The sequence below is a fragment of the Marinobacter sp. AN1 genome (assembly GCF_026013985.1).
GTDB lineage: Bacteria > Pseudomonadota > Gammaproteobacteria > Pseudomonadales > Oleiphilaceae > Marinobacter > Marinobacter segnicrescens.
The window spans coordinates 2,019,651-2,038,395 of record NZ_CP110342.1; the positions used below are offsets into that span (position 1 = coordinate 2,019,651).

Sequence of the window (18,745 nt, forward strand, 5' to 3'; positions counted from 1 at the left end):
TCCCCGGCCTATGTTGCCCGGGAGGCATCAAGGAGTAGCTCCAGGTTCGCATCCGCATCTTCCAGCGCTGACAGGTCCACAAAGCGGGCGTCGCGCTCGGCCAGGCCGGATTTCAGGCTCTGGTATACCTCCCGGGCGATGTACAGTGAGTCACTCTTGCCCCGGTTTATGAGGCGATTCCGGGTTGTCTGGTCTGGCACTTCGATGTAGGCATAGAGGTCGCTGGTTGGTAGCAGCGCGGCGACTTTCCTGGCCGTGTTCTGGGACAGGCCATTGAGGGTGAAAGTGCCGACACGGTGGGTCAGGCCTTCGTCCAGCAACAGTATGTCATCACTGTCACTGCGCTGGGCGAGGGTATGAATGACGTAGTCCCGGAAGAGCAGGTTCAGGCGCGATTGCAGCCGGTCATAGCGGGTTACTTCCTGCAGGATCAGCGCAATGGCCTCCAGCAGAGCCGGGTCTTGATCAAGACCGGCTCCGAACAGTTCACCGGTCTTGCTCGTGATGTAATCTTCCAGGTAGGGGCTTTCCAGGAAAACGTCGGGAACCCACCGGAACAGGCGGCCCCGGCTCAGCTCGCGCTTGAAGAAGGTACCCCGACTGATAACGTGGTCTGACTGCCGGTAAATCTTGCGCGCCAGGGTAGTTTTCCCGGTACCCGGACGGCCGACAAGTTCGATGACATCCATTGTGGTATCGCTGATTCCTGGTCTGATCCGTGTTGCTCCGCGCCGGAGCGATGGGTGATGGCTATTCTATGAGGTCATGAAACAGAAAGCTGCACACCCACAAATAAGCTTTTGTAACCTCCCTGAAAGGATCCGGACGGCGTGCAGTTTCTTCCCTTTTCTGCTGAATGCTCTTTGCCACAAATTGCCCTGGGTGGAAAGGGCGAGCCTTGTCACTTGATCTATAACAATATCCCTCGTATAACCACCCTCTACTATTCCCCGCCGATCTTCATGTCTAACTCCCTGGTATTCCGGCCACGAGGTATTCAGTGACCCTTTACACTGTCGTCAGATCCATGAGGTTACCCTTCCTGGTGCTGACCCCCGCCTGCGTGCTGGTGGGGGTAGCAACAGCCCTTGCAACCAGCGGCGCGGTGGCCTGGCTGGATGTGTGCCTGGCCCTGACCGGCGCGCTGGCGGCGCATATCGGGGTGAATACGCTGAATGAGTACCAGGACTTTGCTAGTGGCCTTGATGCCCTTACCGTCCGAACGCCGTTCAGCGGGGGCAGCGGGGCGCTGGTCACTGACCCAGGGGCCGCTACGGCGGTGCGTTGGGTTGCGATACTTTCCCTTGCGGTGACGGTGCTTGTTGGTAGCTATTTTATGGCGCGGTACGGAAGTGCCCTTCTGCCGGTGGGGGTGTTGGGCCTGGCAACCATTGTTCTTTACACCGGCTGGCTGAACCGCCGACCCTGGCTTTGCCTGGTCGCTCCTGGACTGGCCTTTGGACCGCTGATGGTTATGGGTACTCACTTTGTGCTCACCGGCGAATACAGTCTGTTGGCGGCCTTCGCTTCATTGATACCGTTTTTCCTCGTGAATAACCTGTTATTGTTGAATCAGTACCCGGACATCAAAGCCGATAACCAGGTTGGGCGCCGCCATTTGCCAATCGTTTACGGTCGCCGGTTCAGCACACAGGTTTATGGAATTCAGCTGGGTTTTGCGGCTCTCTTGGTGCTGGCCGGTGTGGCAGCGATGGGGCTGCCCGCCCTATCTCTACTGGTCCTGCTGCCACTCGGCGCCGGCGCCTTGGCCTGGATGGGGGCGCGCGTCGTGGGGAACAGCCTGCGGCCTTCCAGAAAACCATGGGCTGGAACGTTGTCGCCGCTGTGTCAACCCCACTGGTGCTGGCGGTTACGCTGGTAGCGGGTAGCTAGCCTGAACATCGCAGCGGCCATGCGCGATGGGCTTGACTACTGGTCACTCCGGGACGTCATGGGGTCAGTCCCTATACCTTCTTCCACGATTTCCGTGCTCTCCTCAAACTCCGTGTTGCGAGGATCCAGTTCGGCCACGCCCAGCGCAGCTTCAGGCATGGTTGGGTAGTAGTGCTCCTGTTGCTCCACTGTAGGGTGACGATGCTGAGGTCCGACCAGCATGAACAGGATCAACGCGGCCAGAACCAGGGTGTTGCTCACGAACAGGCCCTGGGGCCCAAGCACATCCATGAACAGGGCGCTGAGCAGCGGACCGATAATGCTGCCCAGACCATAGCTCAGTAGCAGGGCCGTACTCGCGGCCGTGATCTGGTGGCTTTCCATCAGGTCGTTGGTGATGGCGACGGCGATGGGATAAATGGCAGCACTGATTCCCATGTAGAGTCCCACGAAAAATACCAGCGCAATCATACTGGCGTTACCAACCAGAGCGGCAGCCAGGCTGCAAGCGCCCGCTACGGCTGCCGCCACCAGCATGACACGATAACGATCAAACTGGTCGCACAGCCGTCCGATGGGCCACGCCAGTATCATCGCAGAGACAATCGCGGCCGCCATGAAGTTTGAAAGCTGGTTGAGGTCCAGGCCAATACGGTCAGCATACACCGGCCCCATCGCATAGAACCCGCTGATCAGCAGCCCGGCGACCAGCGCTCCGAGTGTGCCCGACGGTGACTTCCGGTAGAGCCTGGTGAGGGACAGCCGGTCTTCGCGGGTAATCGTAGGCGATGCACGCCTGGTCATCGAGAGAGGCGTGAGCGCAAGTACCACCAGGATCGTCGCCAATGAGAAAGGAATAAAGCCGGCCGGTCGGCTACCCGGATCAGCACCTGACCGCCGGCGTCGAGAGAAAGAAGATGACCTGGTAGATCGCGAACAGGCTGGCCCGGTTGCGGTTATCCGCCTTGCTGCTGAACCAGCTCTCCATAACGATCATCAGGCCGGCCATCACAAAGCCGCCAATAGCCCGCAGAAATCCCCACAGCCAGGTGTCGATCGCCATTGGATAGATCAGGGTGGACGCTGCCAGCACCGCGGCAAACACCGCGAAGGCGCGGATATGGCCAACTTTCTCGATGATGCGCCCCGCGTACAGGGTGCCGGCGACAAAGCCAATGGAATAGAACGCCAGGATCCAGCCAATGATGCCGGGGTCAAAGTCTTCCATACTCAGCCTGAGGCCAAGCAGGGTCATCAGATACGCATTACCGACAATGAGCAGGATGATACTGAGAATCAGAGAAGACAGGCTGGTGATGGTTCGCCGCATCGATCTTACCCCGGTTGGTCAGGTGGTCCGTTGGAAAATCGGGTCAGGCTCTCAATGGTCCTTGCACAGGTCTTTGGGGACAGCATAGTGGAATAAAAGGGGGTGAGCAGGGTGATCGGGCCGGGACTGACTGGACGTATGCCCGTTCAGCATCAAAGCTTGATACCTGTACCCAGACGATTAAGGAGATAGTTCATGGCAGATTCCAACAACCCTGTACTGTTGATTACCGGTGCGTCCTCCGGTATCGGCGCCGAAACAGCCCGGGCCGCCTCGGCAGATGGTTACCGGCTGATGCTGGCAGCCCGCTCGGAAGACAAGCTCAGGGCCCTGCAGCAGGAGCTGGGCGGGGAAGACCGGGTGGCCATCACGGCCTGCGACGTGAAGTCTGTCAGCGACCAGAAAGCCATGGTCGACAAGGCCCTGGCGGCCTTCGGACGAATCGATGCGGTGTTTGCCAATGCCGGCCGGGGTGGGGAGCCGGGTGGCTTCAGCGGCGCGGACCCGGATGTCTGGAAGGATATGATCCTGACCAATGTTCTCGGTGTAGGCATTACCCTGCAGGTGTGCATGCCGGCACTGAAAGAATCCCGCGGCCATATCCTGATCACCGGCTCTGTGGCGGGCCGCGTTACCATCCCTGGCTCTATGTACAGCGCCACGAAGTGGGCCGTCTCGGCAATTGGTTACGGTGTGCGCGAGGAAATCCGTGGGAGTGGCGTCCGTGTGACCCTGATCGAGCCGGGGATGGTGGATACGCCTTTCTTCGATGAACGCCCGGACAACGCACTGGAACCCGTTGATGTTGCCCGCGCAGTCACCTACGCACTGGCACAACCGGCCCACGTGGATGTGAACGAAATTCTTGTGCGTCCGACGCCGGCATTGAAATAAGCCCGGTTCGCGGGCGGCCTAAAGCCGCTCGCGCAGGTTGCCCCGGTTCAGCCATCGTTTTTTTGATCAATCGGGCTTATTGCGACCGATAAGCCCGATTCAGTTCCCATCATGTCGTTTGCCTCGTAGTATCGAACGCTTACCTACATTTCGGGAGTTCAGGACAATGAAAACAAGGTTTTCCGACAAGGTTGTGCTGGTTACGGGCGGTGCGGCCGGTATTGGTGAGGCGACAGCCCGGGCTTTTGCGGCAGAGGGAGCGAGGGTCGTGGTCAGTGATGTGGCAGAGCCAGAGGGTCAGGCGGTCGCAGCGGATATCGCAGAACAGGGTGGTGACGCCATGTTCATACCCTGTGACGTGAGCAGGGCGGGGGAAGTGCGGGGGCTGATCCAGCGCATTATCGACACCCATGGCCGCCTGGACTGCGCCTTCAACAACGCCGGGATTGATGTGGAAGACTCCAAGCTGGCGGATGGCAGCGAGGAGACCTTCGACCGACTGATGGACGTGAACGTCAAGGGTGTCTGGCTATGCATGAAGCACGAGATCGAGGCCATGCTGAATCAGCCTGGCGGCGGTGTGATCGTCAATACAGCCTCGGTCGCAGGCCTTGGCGCCGCCCCGAAAATGGCGGTGTACAGCGCCAGTAAACATGCCGTCATCGGGCTGACAAAGTCTGCAGCGGTGGAGTATGCCCGCAAGGGTATCCGGGTGAATGCGGTGTGCCCGGCGGTGATTGATACCGATATGTTCCGTCGGGCCGCCGCGGCGGATCCCCGAAAGCGGGAGGGCGCGATGAATATGCACCCTGTCGGCCGGCTGGGCCAGGCGGATGAGATCGCCCAGGCGGTGCTCTACCTGTGTTCCGAGGGCGCGGGTTTCAGCACCGGTGTTGCTCTTCCGGTGGATGGTGGCTACACCGCGATCTGAACGGTGTCCCTGTGATTCATTACCCGGGTGGCTATAATGCCCGAAAAACCTTCCTGGCCGGTCGCGATACCCGGCCAGGTGCGCCTGGCATGGAGAGCTGAATGCCCGTTCGACAACGTTTCCGCCATTTCCTGGTGTCCTGCGCAGGGGGCTCCATGTGCTGGCGGCACCGGTCAAGGGCGACAATGGCCGGGGCGGGCTGTTCATCCAGGCCTATCGTGGCTACGGCTCGAGTGATCGGGTCTTCCTGATGGGCCGGGTGTTCCGGCAGCCGGGGTTTGGTGCGACGTTGCGGGAAGAGTGGCTACGTCGCGACCTGCTGGACCTGCTCAGGCGCCTGCTGCGTAAACCCATCGCCGGGGCCCGGGTACGTGTCCGGTACAAGGGCACGACAGCGGTGGTAGAGACCGACCGTCATGGCTTCTTCCGGGTCGATATGAACCTGGGCGAGATGCCTTCCGATGTGACCTGGCATGCTGTGGAGCTTTCCCTCGATTATCCGACGGATGAGCGGGCCACCACCACTGGCGAGTTTTTTACCCCAACCCGTAGCGCCAGTTACGGTGTGATCAGTGATATCGACGACACCGTGGTCTACACCGGTGTGGCCAATACCCTCAAGATGATGTGGCGGCTGTTTGCCCAGGGAGCAGACAGCCGGGTGATCTTTCCTGGCGTGCCGGCCCTGTACCAGGGCTTCCATGACGGCCCCGGCGGCAATGCGGGAAACCCCCTGGTCTACGTGTCCCGTGGGCCATGGAGTATCTATCAGGTGCTGGTGGAGATGTTCAGAATGCACCGCATCCCCAATGGCCCCATCCTGATTCTGAGGGAGTGGGGTATGAAGCGGGGAAGCCTGCTTCCCCGGCGCGCCCGGGACCATAAGCTGGACGCCATTCGCCACGTGATGGGCCTTTACCAGGACCTGAAATTTGTCCTGGTTGGCGACTCAGGCCAACACGACCCGGAAATCTATACCCGGATTCTGCGGGCACATCCTGACCGCATCCTGGCGATCTATATCCGGGATGTCAGTGCTGACCCCCAGCGTTCCGAGGCTATCGCCAGACTGGCAGAGGAAGCCCGTGAGGCGGGCTGCGAGCTTGTGCTCAGCGATGACAACCAGGTACTGGCTAAACATGCCGTGGCGCAGGGACTGATTGCACCAGGGGTAGTAGACGCCGTGCGTCGTAGCGAGGCCGACAGTGGCGCATGATCACCAGTCATCCTTTTCCTTTTCTTTTTTCTCCTGTGCTTCCACTTCTTCCTTGCGCTTCTTGATACGTGCCATTTTCTCTTTCGAGATGGGCATGTTGGCAGAATCCTTGAGCATCAGCAGGCTGCCCACTACCAGGGCGATAGCCAGCAGGAGGAATACCCACCCAATCATAGGCATAGCGTGACTTCCTGATCCGTGACTGTGTTTCTATAGTGAACCAGGTTGCGGCTGTGCGCCAGTTCGTCGTCAGTTGCCATCCGCACTCCGGGGTTAATCCTGTGCTACATTTCTCGTTCTGCTGATGAGGAACCTATGGAACAAGACGTGCGCGAGACTGGCAAGGGGATAACCTTTGGATTGTCGGCCTATTGCCTGTGGGGGAGCTTTCCCCTCTACTTCGCCCTCTTTGAGGGCATACCCGCCTTTGAAGTACTGATCCACCGGGTAATCTGGTCCTGTGTATTCCTGGTGTTCGTGATTTCACTGTTGCGACGCTGGCCGCCGGTCAAGGCTGCCCTGGTGCGCCCGAAAGAACTGGGCTATGTGCTGGCTTGTGCGATCTTTATCGCTATCAACTGGGGCGTATACATCTACGCGGTGGAAACCCGCCATGTGCTTCAGGCCAGCCTGGGTTATTTCCTCACGCCCCTGGTGAACGTGGCCATGGGGCTGATCGTGCTGCGGGAGACTATTACGCGAATGCAGGCAGTGGCGGTGGTGATCGCAACCATGGCCATCCTGTTCCAGCTGTTCCTGCTTGGCTTTGTGCCCTGGATTACCCTGGTACTGGCTTTCAGCTTCGGCAGTTACGGGTTGTTCCGCAAAAAGGTGGTACTGGATGGCCTGTCCGGGCTGTTCGTGGAAACCCTGTTGTTGCTTCCGCTGGGGCTGCTGGCGTTGGCGTTCCTGGCGCAGAGCGGGGCATCTCATTTCACCGACAGCCCTGGTACCGCGTTGTTATTACTTTCCAGCGGAGCGGTAACGGCCATTCCCCTGCTGTTCTTTGCCGGAGCCACGCGCCGTCTGCGGCTGGCGACGGTAGGCCTGCTGATGTACATCACACCGTCCATCCAGTTCCTGTTGGCACTGTTCGTGTTTGATGAACCCCTGAGCCCGGGCAAGCTGTTCAGCTTCGTGATGATCTGGGTGGCACTGGCAATCTATTCGGGCTCTGCCTGGTTTGGCCGGGAGCGGGCGGCGACCACCTGAGCGGGGGAGTTTCCCGCCAGGTGATCACGTCATGGCCAGGTGACCGGCTGGGGCCGGTTGTCGCCGTTACGGAACAGGTGACCGATTTCCGGTGAGACGAAGCAGCGGTCTCCCCGCTGCGGTTGCCAGCGGCTAAACTCACTGTGGGAGACGCCTACCTCCCAGATATCGTCGCAGTCCCAGCCGTCCGGTCTCAGTTCGACCCGCACTTCTGCACCAATCAGGTTGATCGCTTCGATGGTGAAGGGCAGGCAGGCGCGACTGTCCGGTTCCACGGACAGGTGCACCTCATGGGGGCGAAGATAGAGTTGGGCGTTACCAGAGGTCGACACGCCCGGTAGTGACACGCGGGCATTTCCTTGCTGCAGCCAGCCATCGCTCACGGTACCCGATATGATGTTGACGTGACCCAGGAAGTCGAAAACAAAGCGACTGGTGGGGTTGGCGTAGAGCCGGGTAGGGCTGTCCACCTGTTCGACCTGGCCCTGGCTCATGACCACCACCTGGTCGGATAGCTCCAGGGCTTCTTCCTGGTCATGGGTGACAAACACACTGGTGAAGTGGAATTCATCATGGAGCCCCCGCAACCAGCGGCGCAGGTCCTTTCGTACCCGCGCATCCAGCGCGCCAAACGGCTCATCCAGTAACAGTATATCCGGGCGGGTGGCCAGGGCGCGGGCCAGGGCCACCCGTTGTTTCTGGCCCCCGGAGAGCTGGGCCGGGTAGCGGTTGGCCAGTTCCGGCAGCTGGATCATCTCCAGCAGCCGGTTAACGGTTTTGCGGATTTCCGTTCTCGGAGGACGCTGATTCCTTGGCAGAGACTCCAGGCCGAAGGCGACGTTCTGGGCTACCGTCATGTGACGGAACAGGGCGTAGTGCTGGAATACAAAGCCGACGTTGCGTTGCTTCACCGGCAGTTGACTGATGTCCCGGTCACCAAAGAGGATGCGGCCGTCAGAGGCGTTTTCCAGCCCCGCAATAATACGCAGCAAGGTGGTTTTGCCGGAACCGGATGGGCCCAGCAGGGCGGTCAGCTTGCCATCCGGGATGTCCAGGGAAATATCCCGCAGGGCCTGGAAACTGCCAAAGGTCTTGTTCAGGTGCTCGATCTTGATACTCATTGGGGGTTCCTGTCTGCGGGTTCACGGGCCAGCAGCCGGGCCTGGCGCCATTCGGCCACGCCCTTGATCGCCAGGGTCAGAATGGCGATAGCAGCGAGCAGGGAGGCGGCAGCGAACGCGCCCGCAATGTTGTAGTCCTGATAAAGCAGTTCAACATGAAGCGGTAAGGTGTTGGTTTGACCTCGAATATTGCCGCTCACTACTGAAACAGCGCCAAACTCACCAACGGCCCTGGCGTTGGTCAGAACCACACCGTAGATCAGCGCCCATTTGATGTTGGGCAGGGTTACCCGGCGGAACAGGCGCCAGCCCGATGCTCCCAACGTTACGGCGGCTTCTTCTTCCTCGGTACCCTGTTGCTGCATCAGCGGTATCAGTTCCCGGGCGACAAAGGGGCAGGTCACGAAAATGGTGACCATGACAATGCCGGGCCAGGAAAACATCAGCTGCACGTCATAGTCGGCCAGCCAGCTACCGAGCCACCCATTGCGCCCATAAAGCAGCAGGTAGAGCAGGCCGGCAACCACCGGCGAAACAGCAAAGGGTACGTCAATCAGGGTGACCAGCAGTTTCCGGCCTGGGAACCGGAAGCGGGTCACCAGCCATGCCAGTGCGGTACCGAACACCAGGTTGAGCGGCACCGTCAGCAGGGCGACGAACAGCGTCAGCCCGATCGCATGCAGGGTATACCGGTCGCCAATATTACTCACTAATGCACCCCAGCCGGCGCTGAAAGCCTGGGTGAAAATCAGCACCAGCGGAATGGCCAGCAGCAGCGCGGACAGAGCCACGGCAGCAAGGATCAGCGTGCGTCTGAGCCAGGGCTGGTCGCCGACCCGGTGATGGGACTGGTATTTCATGGCCTTACTTCCCATGCAGGCGGCGCAGGTAGCGCCCCTGCCAAAGGTTGATGGCAAACAGCAACACCAGTGACACCAGCAAGACTACCGATGCGATCGCGCTGGCGGCGGCATAGTCGAATTCCTGCAGGCGCACGAACAGCATCAGGCTGGTGACCTCGGTTTCATAGGGGGTGTTGCCCGCAATAAAGATGACCGCCCCGAACTCACCAAGACTGCGGGTGAAAGACAAGGCGATACCGGTCAACAAGGCCGGCCACAGCGACGGAAAGATCACCTTGCGGAACACCCGCCCGTCGCTGGCTCCCAGCGTAATGGCCGCCTCCTCGTCTTCCGGCGGCAGCTCTTCCAGTACCGGCTGCACGGTGCGGACCACGAAGGGGATGCTAGTGAAGGCCATGGCAATGATGATCCCCACGGGGGTATAGGCAACGCTGATGCCAATGGTTTCCAGCCACTGGCCATACCAGCCTGAAGTGGAGAACAGGGTGGCCAGGGTAATACCGGCCACAGCAGTCGGCAGGGCGAACGGGAGGTCGACCATAGCGTCGATCAGGCGTTTACCCGGGAACTCATAGCGGACCAGTACCCAAGCCAGCAACAAGCCGAAGGCGCCGTTGAACAGCGAAGCGAGGAAGGCCGTCCACAGGGTGACCTTATAGGATTCCACTACCCGCGGATCGCTGACGACGAACCAGAACTGGCTCCAGGTCATGCCGGCGGTCTCGGCTACCAGGCCGGTCAGGGGCAGCAGCAGAACCAGGCTGATAAACAGCAAGGAAACCCCCAGGCTCAATCCAAAGCCCGGGAGTACCCGCTTCGAGCGGGGTTTTAATGGTGAAGCGTGGGCCACCGGTTGTTCCTAGCGGCGACGCTGCAGTTGGTCGAGTTTGCCGCCGCTGGCAAAGTGGGTCTGCATGGCGTCTTCCCAACTGCCGGCGATTTGATCGATGGGCAGCAATTTGACGTCCGGGAAGCGATCGGAGAACTCGGCTTTCACCGCGTCGTGGTGGACCCGGTAATTGAAGCCGGCCAGCAACCGTTGCGCTTCTTCGCTGTACAGGTGCTCCAGGTAGGCCTTGGCGAGCTCCTCGGTATCGTTCTGTTCGATGTATTCATCGATCCAGGTGACCGGGAACTCGGCCAGGAAACTCACCTTCGGGGTAACAACCTGGTATTCGCCGGGATAACGGTCAGCAATGTTCAGCACTTCCGACTCGAAAGTGAGCAGGGCATCCCCGATACCACGTTCGATAAAGGTGGTGGTGGCACCCCGGCCGCCGCTGTCGAAGACCTTCACCTGGCCCAGCAGGTCGGCCACGAACTGATCGATCCGTTCCTGGTCATCTCCGAAGGTTTCCTGGGCATAGCCGAGAGCCGCCAGGTAGGTGTAGCGGGCGTTGCCTGACGTTTTCGGATTCGGCATCACCAGTTCGACGCCATCCTTCACCAGGTCATCCCAATTCTGGATGTTCTTCGGGTTATCCTTGCGAACCAGGAAGGCCATGGTGGAGTAGTAGGGGGAGCTGTTGTTGGGCAAGCGGTCAGCCCAGTTCTCAGGAACCAGGTTGCCCCGCTCATGGAGGATGTTGATGTCGGTCACCTGGTTAAAGGTGGCCACGTCCGCCTTCAGACCCTGGATAATGGCCTGGGCCTGCTTGGAGGAGCCGGCGTGGGACTGGTCAATGGTGACGGTGTTGCCGGTTTTTTCCTGCCAGTATTCCTGGAACTGCTCGTTGTAAGCGGCGAACAGCTCCCGGGCGATGTCGTAGGAGGTATTGAGTAGTTGCTGTTCGGCGGCAACCGCTCCCTGTGTGCTGGCAAGGCTGGCGCCGATAACAAGACCCTTCAGCCAGTTTTTCATGGTGTTCCTCCCGGATCAGGTGATGAAGTCCGGGGAATGTAACAAATGGTGCTAAAAACCGAAAAGTCTAAAAAATAATAGTTATATCGCTTTAAGGAATATAGTGTCGTCAGCCTGGATCGTGCAGGAGTGCCATTGTACAAAGCCGCTCCATCTCTGCCGCCCAGGCCTGGCGGGATTCGTCGTCCAGCTCGACCTGCAGGGCATAGCGGCGGCCCCCCCAGACCGACAGGTGCAGTGCTTCAAGGGTAGTGTCCGAGGGCCGGGGGGAGAGGTCAGGGCACGCGTCGACCACCCGGTGCCAGACGGCAAGCAATTCGTTGTAGGCGCGCTGCTGAAGCCGGGTGTCTGCCACTTTGGGTTCGAGCTGCATCATTTCTGGCGAGAACCAGGTGCTTTTGTCACCCGCCAGTCCGGCCAGGTGCTGAACCAACAGTTGGATGCGCTGTTGCCACTCCAGGTCTGCAGGAGCAACGATCTGTTCATCGATCCGCCGGATCATCTGTTCGATGCAGTGGCGAACGTAGCCGGAATGCAGTGCTTCCTTACTGGGGAAGTAGTCGTACAGGGTGCCGATGGCAATGCCGGTTTCCAGGGCAACCTTGCGGGTAGTTAACTGCTCCCAGCCCTCCCGCTGCCAAATCCGAACATAGGCATCGTAGATGGCTTGTACGGTGAACCGGGCACGGGCCTGTCGGGGCCGCTTGAGGGGCCTGGTACGCGGGTTATCGGTGGAGGTGGATCTGCTCATCCGGTTTCCGAACCACGGTGTATCTGGTGATCGTTAGAATGGTGTCACGGGCAGTATCCCATATTCCGGAGTTTCCGTCCGGAAGCTGGCACTCTGCCGAGACGTACTCCATGAGGAAACAGAGGAACTGAATGATGACCGAGATCACCCGACTGCTGACAGACCAGGACAAGCTTGCCGAGTCCCGGCTGGAAACCATCGACTCGGGCCCCCTGGCTGACGGTCAGGCACGCATGCGAGTCCACCGTGTGGCCCTCACGGCCAACAACATTACCTACGCTGCCTTCGGTCACACGCCCCACCTTCGGTACTGGGACTTCTTTCCGGTAGCCGACGAGGGTTGGGGGCAGATGCCGGCCTGGGGATTTGCGGAGGTAGAAGAAACCACGGTGGAAGGCATTGAGCCCGGCGAGTGCTTCTATGGCTTCTGGCCATTGGCGACTCACCTGATCGTGGAACCGGTTCGGGTCAGTGAGCGGGGCTTCTATGATGGTGCCAGTCACCGGCTCGAACTGGTATCCGCCTACAATCAGTACCAACGTATCAGCACCGATGCCGCCTACCGCCCGGAGAGCGAAAATTACCAGATGTTGCTGCGCCCGCTGTTCATTACCTCGTTCATGCTGGCGGACTTCCTGGAAGATAACGCCTTCTTCGGGGCGAAGCGGATTCTGGTTTCGAGCGCGTCCAGCAAGACCGCCTATGGCACGGTTTTCTGTCTGCAAGACCGTAACGACCTGGAGGTTATCGGCCTGACCTCCTCAGCCAATACCGGTTTCGTCGAGGGGCTTGGCTGCTACGATCGAGTCGTCAATTACAACGACATCAAAGCCCTGGATCCGGGCGTGCCGACGCTTTACGTGGACTTTTCCGGTAACGATGCAGTGCGTGAGACGATTCACCGGCACATGGCCGACCGCCTGGTACATAACTGCTATGCCGGCTCTGCCCATAACCACGAGCATATCAGTGAGACAGAGTGGACCCTGCCGGGACCAGCACCGAAGCGTTACTTTGCACCAGACCAGATTCGCAAGCGCAACGCTGATTGGGGTCCTGCGGAGGTAACCCGTCGGTTCAACCAGGCCCAGCTGGCCTTTATCGAGCGGGTTCAACAGCCGGACTCACCCTGGATTCACGTGCAGGAGCACAATGGACTCATGTCGGCCCAGTCCCTGATCCGCTCATTGGTGAACGGCGATGTTGACCCGGCCGACGGTCATGTGGTGAAACTCTGAGCCTGGGCTCCCTCTGGCGGGTTTGCGGCAGCAAATCGGCCAGAGGGGACACTTGCCTAGCTGTAGATGTTCTGGTGGATGGTGCTTTCGTCCTCCGCTACCAGGTTCTTGTCCACGCTCTGGATCACGGCCTTCTCCAGGGGGCCGTTGAGCTTCTGGCGGATCATGCCCAGGAAGCGGGGCGGCGCCACCAGGATCAGGCTTTCAAACTTGCCTTCCTGTCGGGCCTTGTCAAGGGTCTGGACAATCTCGCCGGCAAACAGCATTTCCTCATGCTCAGTCGCGCTCGCTTCCTGCATGGCGTGGCCCTGGCCGCGACTCTCACGGGAGCGGCCCGGCTGGTCGGTGACCAGTTCGCTCTCCTTTAGACGGCCCTCCGGGTGCTCCAGGCGCTTCACTTCGGTTGGCATCGCGGTGCGGGCGGTGGTGGCCAGAATCCGGGCATTGGCACTGTCGGCGACCAGAATCCAGATCTTTTCCATGGTGTCCTCCAGATCATAGGGGGTGGCAATCACTGAACCTTTCCATCCTGAGTATGGATGATCCCAGCGATTTTTGTGGGGCTACATACGAACATTAATGCCGTTTTCCGATTTTCAAGGACAGGGCAGGTTAGCTGGACGTAATGAAGGCTGGCAGAAGGCCGGTTTCGGTGACCAGGTAGATTCCTTCGCGAAAGGGAACCGATTCGAACAGATCGCTGGTCCAGCTTAGCCGGTCCACCCTTTTGCGGGAGTCACCAAGCACGAACACTGGCTTTCCAGCAGTCAGCATGGCATCGGCCAGTACACCGGTACCACGTTTGTTAACCAGCGCCTGGTCGTTGTACTGATCCACTCCGAACAGCGCGGCGTCCATGTCAGGTGCCCTGGCCAGCGCCTGCTCATCTGTCACCAGATGACTCTGTATACCCCCCCTCTGTAATGCCTGGTACTGGAGCCGACCTTCGCCACCCGGCGCTGATACCGTCTGCCATACCTCGATCGACGGTGAACATTCGTGGAGTCGACAGATCACCGACAGCAAAACGCCACTATGGCTGTGGGTGAGAATCTGGCTGCTGTCCCAGTTGCGCTGCCGGAGGAGATGGCTCGCAAGCTTCTGGTCGATATCGCGCCACTGCTGATCGTAATGCTCGAGCGTCTCGGGCACGGCTTTATAGCCCCGGGCCTCCAGCTCATCCAGCAGGTGGTGGACGACTACCATGGACTTATCCACCTGCCGTAATGACTTCAAGGCCCATTTCAGCTGCTGCCGGTCCGGCTGCTCACCACCATAGCCGCTGAGCGCCTGCACAATCTTCGATGCCAGGGTGGATGAGCCATGGGCCCGGTCATTGATAATCTCCTGAATGCGTTTCTCAAAGGTGGTCATTGGCCACTCCGGACGGACACAGCCTGTTCATGTGATCGTTAATGACAGTGTGGCTCGGATCACGCTCACGGGGCAACGGCGCAACGGGGCGTCAGCGGATACTATTACCCGGATAATCACAGTGAATGGCCGGTCGTGGGAATATAGTCTGCGGGTTCGAAATGTTGCCGGGTTCCGGTTTGGGGAGGATGATTTTGCTATCATTCGCGTAATGCCCTGGCCATGTTGCCCGATTCCCGGCGTACCGGGCCGTTGTTCTGCGAATGTCATGAGGTGTGAATGGGTCGTTCTGTCCATTTACTGGTTACAACCCTGCTTTGCCTTTTGCCTGCCATGGTGTCTGTCATGCCTGCTACCGCAGACACAGTGCGCCGGGTTGTCCACCCTGACGGTCGGGTGGAGTACACCAATGCCCCCGCAGGCCGCAAGGCCCTTGCCAGCACTGGCCGGGAAACGGTCTATAAGTACAAGGACGAGAACGGGGTAGTGACGTTCAGCGAGGCGAGGCCTTCCCGGGCAGCCTTTGATGTCATTCGTTTCGAATGCTACGCATGCAGGCCAGACTCGAAGGTGAACTGGCAACGCACCCCGCTGTTTACGGGTCGTTATGACGACGAAATCAAAACCACTGCGCAGGAGTTCAATATCGACCCGGCGCTGGTTCGCGCTGTGATCCACGCCGAGAGTGCGTTCAACCCACAGGCGGTTTCCTCCAAGGGGGCGCAGGGCTTGATGCAGCTGATGCCCGGAACGGCACGGGAAGTCGGCGTCACCAACGCCCTGGACGCCGGCCAGAACATTCGCGGTGGGGTTAACTACCTTGCCCGCATGATCGAGCTCCACAATGGTGATGTCCGACTGGCGACCGCCGCCTATAACGCTGGTCCGGGTGCCGTCCGTCGGCACAATGGTATTCCACCCTATGCGGAGACCCGGGCCTATGTGGAGCGGGTCGGCATTCTCCACGAACGTTATCGCCTGGCCAGCAACTGACCCCATTCATGGCCCTGGCGTACAGGGTCTGCTATGTCCTCCATATCCCGCCGTCGGTTGATCAGGTGGCCCTCCCATAGTCTAGACTGATCGGCAGCGGGCCATGTTCCATGATCATGGCTGTTATCCGACATTGAGGAGGTCCTATGAACGCCAACGCCAACGCCAACGCCGACCAGAATGTCCGCCCGGACTATGACGAGGTGATCAAGTCTATTGCAGACTATGTGCTGGACACCCCAATCGATAGTGAGGAAGCCTGGACCACAGCCCGCTATTGCCTGATGGATACCCTGGGGTGTGGACTGCTGGCACTGCGTTTCCCGGAATGCACCAAGCACCTCGGGCCGCTGGTTCAGGGTACGTTGGTGCCCCATGGTGCCAGGGTCCCTGGTACGTCGTTCGAGCTGGACCCGGTAAAGGCGGCCTGGGATATCGGGTGTATCGTGCGCTGGCTGGACTACAACGACACCTGGCTGGCGGCGGAATGGGGGCACCCTTCGGATAACCTGGGCGGGATCCTGGCCGTGGCGGATCACCTTTCTCGCCGGCGAGTGGCCAACGGTGAAGCACCTTTGACCATGAAAACCGTGCTGGAGGCCATGATCAAGGCCCATGAAATCCAGGGCGTGCTGGCGCTGGAGAACTCCTTCAACCGGGTCGGGTTGGACCATGTGGTGCTGGTCAAGGTGGCGTCCACGGCAGTGACGGCGTGGCTGATGGGGGCAAGCCGGGACCAGTTGCTGTCGGCGCTGTCCCATGCCTGGGTGGATGGGCAGTCATTGCGCACCTATCGCCATGCCCCCAATGCCGGCTCGCGGAAGTCCTGGGCAGCCGGGGACGCCACCTCCCGCGCTGTACGGCTGGCGGATATCGCCCTGAGAGGGGAAATGGGTATCCCCGGTGTGCTCACGGCGCCACAGTGGGGTTTCTACGACGTTCTCTTCAGCAAGACCAACCGTGACCAGGCGATCAAGCCGGAAGGACAACGCCAGTTCTCGCTACCGCAACCGTTCGGCAGCTATGTGATGGAAAATATCCTGTTCAAGATCTCTTTCCCGGCTGAGTTCCATGCCCAGACGGCAGCGGAGGCGGCGGTGAAGCTTCATCCCCAGGTCCGTGACCGCCTGGGTGAGATTGACCGGATTGAGCTGGTGACCCACGAGTCCGCTATCCGCATCATCTCCAAGCAGGGCAAACTGGCCAACGCCGCAGACCGGGATCATTGCCTGCAGTATATGGCCGCGGTGCCACTGATCTTCGGGGAACTGAACGCCGAGCACTATGAAGACACGTTCCACGAAGCCCATCCCATCATCGATGAGATCCGCGACAAGATGGAAGTGATTGAAGACGAGCGTTACACCCGCGAATACCTGGAGCCGGACAAGCGGTCCATTGCCAATGCCATACAGGTGTTCTTCAAGGATGGCAGCAGCACCGAGCGGGTAGCCGTGGAATACCCCATAGGTCACCGCCGCCGCCGGGAGGAGGGGTTGCCGCTACTGGTAGAGAAGTTCCGCACAAACCTGGCAACGCGGTTTCCGCAGCAGACCTGTGACCAGATCCTGGGTATCTGCGACCATCATCAGACCCTCGAAGACACTCCGGTACACCGTTTCATGGATCGGTTTGTCATCTGAGGACGTGCCGGCAGGGGCCCGCCCGGGCCCTCAGGCCTGGGCGGCTTCGGCAGAGGTGTCGATACGGTATTTGTCCGTCAGGTTATAGAGTGTGGGTCGGGTAATCCCCAGCAGTCGTGAGGCCTGGGCCATGTTGAATCCGGTGGTTTTCAGCGCCTGCAAAATGGCATTGCGCTCGGCGGTTTCCCGAACCTGGCGCAGGTTGAGCTGATTATCCGCCTGCTCGCTGTCGTCGCTGAGTTCCAGGTCAGTGGCGGTAACCCGCTTGCCCTCTGCCATGATGGTGGCCCGCTTGACCTTGTTGATCATCTCGCGAACGTTGCCCGGCCAGCCATAGCTATTGATGGCCCGCACGGCATCATCGCTGAAGGAGAGATTCGGCCGGTCAAGCTGGCGCGACAGGTTTTGCAACAGGGAGCGAGCAATCACCAGGGGGTCTCCCTGGCGGTCCCGGAGCGCAGGTACGTCCAGGGTGATCTCACTGATGCGGTAGTAAAGGTCTTCCCGGAATTCGCCGCTATCGATGAGTTGACGAACATCCCGGTGGGTGGCGCAAACCACCCGTACATCCACTGCCACGGGCTTTACGCTGCCGACCCGGTCTACTGAGCGCTCCTGCAGGAAGCGCAACAGCTTGGCCTGCAGCGACATGGGCATATCCCCGATTTCATCCAGGAACAGTGTGCCACCGTTGGCACTCTCGATCTTGCCTTTCTTGCTCTGGGTGGCCCCGGTGAATGCGCCTTTTTCGTAGCCGAACAGTTCGCTTTCCAGCAGGTTCTCCGGAATGGCAGCGCAATTGATGGCGGCAAAGGACTTGTCAGCCCGGTGGCTGAGGTCGTGAAGTGCACGGGCCAGCAGTTCCTTGCCGGTGCCCGTCTCACCCGTGATGAGGGTCGTAACATCTGTGGGGGCGACTTTTTCGAGCGTGCGGCAGACGGAGAGCATCTGCGGACTGGCAGCAACAATGCCCTTGATGTTGGTACCGTTGTGTCGACTGGCCAACTCACGGTTTTCCGTTTCGAGTTCAGCCAGCCGGAATGCCCGGTTGACCACGAATGTCAGGATGTCCGGGTCCAGCGGCTTCTGGTAGAAATCCGACGCGCCCATGCCAATGGCCCTGACGGCGTTTTCCTTGTCTTCGCGCCCGGTCACCACAATGACCTTGACCATGGGAGAGAGGCGGAGGATGTCATCGAGCAGGGCAAAACCCTCGGAAGCACCACCGGGGTCCGGTGGCAGGCCCAGGTCAAGGGTCACCACCTGGGGTTCGTTCCTGCGCAGGCTGGCCAGGGCGCTGGCCCGATCGGCTGCAACTTCCACCTCCAGGTCAGTGCTGAAACACCAGCGCATCTGACTCTGCAGGCCCGGATCGTCTTCAACTATCAGCAGTCGCTTGGTCACAACAAGACAAGTCCTTTCGTT

At 59.8% G+C, this 18,745-nt stretch carries 20 protein-coding genes; 8 read left to right on the top strand and 12 right to left on the bottom strand.

What is annotated here, in order from left to right:
* Nucleotides 1–8: 8 nt before the first annotated feature.
* Nucleotides 9–689, bottom strand: a complete 681-nt coding sequence (locus LJ360_RS09340) for an ATP-binding protein (protein ID WP_091850219.1) — start codon at nt 687–689, stop codon at nt 9–11.
* A 311-nt stretch (nt 690–1,000) separates the two neighbouring features.
* Between LJ360_RS09340 and LJ360_RS09345 the strand changes: the two genes are divergently transcribed.
* Entirely contained in the window at nt 1,001–1,882 is an 882-nt protein-coding gene (locus LJ360_RS09345) for a prenyltransferase (RefSeq protein WP_264995921.1), read from the top strand.
* A gap of 47 nt (nt 1,883–1,929) precedes the next feature.
* Here LJ360_RS09345 and LJ360_RS19900 read toward each other — a convergent pair whose 3' ends face one another.
* Both LJ360_RS19900 and LJ360_RS19905 read right to left on the bottom strand, forming a co-directional pair.
* A complete protein-coding gene (locus LJ360_RS19900; protein ID WP_320108794.1) occupies nt 1,930–2,697 on the bottom strand; it encodes an MFS transporter in 768 nt (255 codons plus the stop codon).
* Nucleotides 2,698–2,776: 79 nt separating this feature from the next.
* The gene (locus LJ360_RS19905; RefSeq protein WP_320108795.1) at nt 2,777–3,223 is read right to left on the bottom strand and encodes an MFS transporter; all 447 of its coding nucleotides are present in this window, start codon (nt 3,221–3,223) and stop codon (nt 2,777–2,779) included.
* 195 nt (nt 3,224–3,418) lie between these two features.
* On the opposite strand from LJ360_RS19905, the gene LJ360_RS09355 reads away from it, so the two are divergent.
* From LJ360_RS09355 to LJ360_RS09365, 3 genes are all read left to right on the top strand, one after another.
* The gene (locus LJ360_RS09355; RefSeq protein WP_264995922.1) at nt 3,419–4,117 is read left to right on the top strand and encodes an SDR family oxidoreductase; all 699 of its coding nucleotides are present in this window, start codon (nt 3,419–3,421) and stop codon (nt 4,115–4,117) included.
* Between the two features lie 166 nt (nt 4,118–4,283).
* Nucleotides 4,284–5,048 (top strand): SDR family oxidoreductase, encoded by a 765-nt coding sequence (locus LJ360_RS09360; RefSeq protein ID WP_264995923.1) that lies wholly within the window; start codon nt 4,284–4,286, stop codon nt 5,046–5,048.
* A 157-nt stretch (nt 5,049–5,205) separates the two neighbouring features.
* Nucleotides 5,206–6,264: an App1 family protein gene (locus LJ360_RS09365; RefSeq protein WP_264995924.1), complete on the top strand. Its 1,059-nt coding sequence runs from the start codon at nt 5,206–5,208 to the stop codon at nt 6,262–6,264.
* On the opposite strand, the gene LJ360_RS09370 is transcribed toward LJ360_RS09365, so the two are convergent.
* Nucleotides 6,265–6,444: a DUF2897 family protein gene (locus LJ360_RS09370; RefSeq protein WP_264995925.1), complete on the bottom strand. Its 180-nt coding sequence runs from the start codon at nt 6,442–6,444 to the stop codon at nt 6,265–6,267.
* Between the two features lie 135 nt (nt 6,445–6,579).
* Between LJ360_RS09370 and rarD the strand changes: the two genes are divergently transcribed.
* Nucleotides 6,580–7,476 carry an EamA family transporter RarD gene (rarD, locus tag LJ360_RS09375; protein ID WP_091850233.1) on the top strand — a complete coding sequence of 299 codons (897 nt, stop codon included), beginning with the start codon at nt 6,580–6,582 and terminating at the stop codon, nt 7,474–7,476.
* 29 nt (nt 7,477–7,505) lie between these two features.
* Here the strand turns inward: rarD and LJ360_RS09380 are convergent, their stop codons facing one another.
* From LJ360_RS09380 to LJ360_RS09400, 5 genes are all read right to left on the bottom strand, one after another.
* Complete coding sequence (locus LJ360_RS09380; RefSeq protein ID WP_264995926.1) at nt 7,506–8,597, bottom strand: sulfate/molybdate ABC transporter ATP-binding protein; 1,092 nt, start codon at nt 8,595–8,597, stop codon at nt 7,506–7,508.
* Nucleotides 8,594–9,457: a sulfate ABC transporter permease subunit CysW gene (gene cysW, locus LJ360_RS09385; protein ID WP_091850237.1), complete on the bottom strand. Its 864-nt coding sequence runs from the start codon at nt 9,455–9,457 to the stop codon at nt 8,594–8,596. The genes LJ360_RS09380 and cysW overlap by 4 nt, the downstream gene beginning before the upstream one ends.
* A gap of 4 nt (nt 9,458–9,461) precedes the next feature.
* The gene (cysT, locus tag LJ360_RS09390; RefSeq protein ID WP_264995927.1) at nt 9,462–10,310 is read right to left on the bottom strand and encodes a sulfate/thiosulfate ABC transporter permease CysT; all 849 of its coding nucleotides are present in this window, start codon (nt 10,308–10,310) and stop codon (nt 9,462–9,464) included.
* A gap of 9 nt (nt 10,311–10,319) precedes the next feature.
* Nucleotides 10,320–11,321, bottom strand: coding sequence for a thiosulfate ABC transporter substrate-binding protein CysP (gene cysP, locus LJ360_RS09395; RefSeq protein WP_091850241.1), 1,002 nt, complete (start codon nt 11,319–11,321; stop codon nt 10,320–10,322).
* Between the two features lie 109 nt (nt 11,322–11,430).
* Nucleotides 11,431–12,072, bottom strand: a complete 642-nt coding sequence (locus LJ360_RS09400; protein WP_264995928.1) for a TetR/AcrR family transcriptional regulator — start codon at nt 12,070–12,072, stop codon at nt 11,431–11,433.
* A gap of 134 nt (nt 12,073–12,206) precedes the next feature.
* Here LJ360_RS09400 and LJ360_RS09405 point away from each other — a divergent pair, with 134 nt between their 5' ends.
* The gene (locus tag LJ360_RS09405) at nt 12,207–13,310 is read left to right on the top strand and encodes a DUF2855 family protein (protein WP_264995929.1); all 1,104 of its coding nucleotides are present in this window, start codon (nt 12,207–12,209) and stop codon (nt 13,308–13,310) included.
* 56 nt (nt 13,311–13,366) lie between these two features.
* Here the strand turns inward: LJ360_RS09405 and LJ360_RS09410 are convergent, their stop codons facing one another.
* Nucleotides 13,367–13,792, bottom strand: a complete 426-nt coding sequence (locus LJ360_RS09410) for a host attachment protein (RefSeq protein WP_264995930.1) — start codon at nt 13,790–13,792, stop codon at nt 13,367–13,369.
* Between the two features lie 130 nt (nt 13,793–13,922).
* Nucleotides 13,923–14,684, bottom strand: coding sequence for a hypothetical protein (locus tag LJ360_RS09415; protein ID WP_264995931.1), 762 nt, complete (start codon nt 14,682–14,684; stop codon nt 13,923–13,925).
* Between the two features lie 279 nt (nt 14,685–14,963).
* Between LJ360_RS09415 and LJ360_RS09420 the strand changes: the two genes are divergently transcribed.
* Both LJ360_RS09420 and LJ360_RS09425 read left to right on the top strand, forming a co-directional pair.
* On the top strand, nt 14,964–15,677 hold the full coding sequence (locus tag LJ360_RS09420; RefSeq protein WP_264995932.1) for a lytic transglycosylase domain-containing protein: 714 nt from the start codon (nt 14,964–14,966) through the stop codon (nt 15,675–15,677).
* Between the two features lie 146 nt (nt 15,678–15,823).
* The gene (locus LJ360_RS09425; RefSeq protein ID WP_264995933.1) at nt 15,824–17,320 is read left to right on the top strand and encodes a bifunctional 2-methylcitrate dehydratase/aconitate hydratase; all 1,497 of its coding nucleotides are present in this window, start codon (nt 15,824–15,826) and stop codon (nt 17,318–17,320) included.
* Nucleotides 17,321–17,350: 30 nt separating this feature from the next.
* On the opposite strand, the gene prsR is transcribed toward LJ360_RS09425, so the two are convergent.
* Entirely contained in the window at nt 17,351–18,673 is a 1,323-nt protein-coding gene (gene prsR / locus LJ360_RS09430) for a PEP-CTERM-box response regulator transcription factor (RefSeq protein WP_264996017.1), read from the bottom strand.
* Nucleotides 18,674–18,745 lie beyond the last annotated feature (72 nt).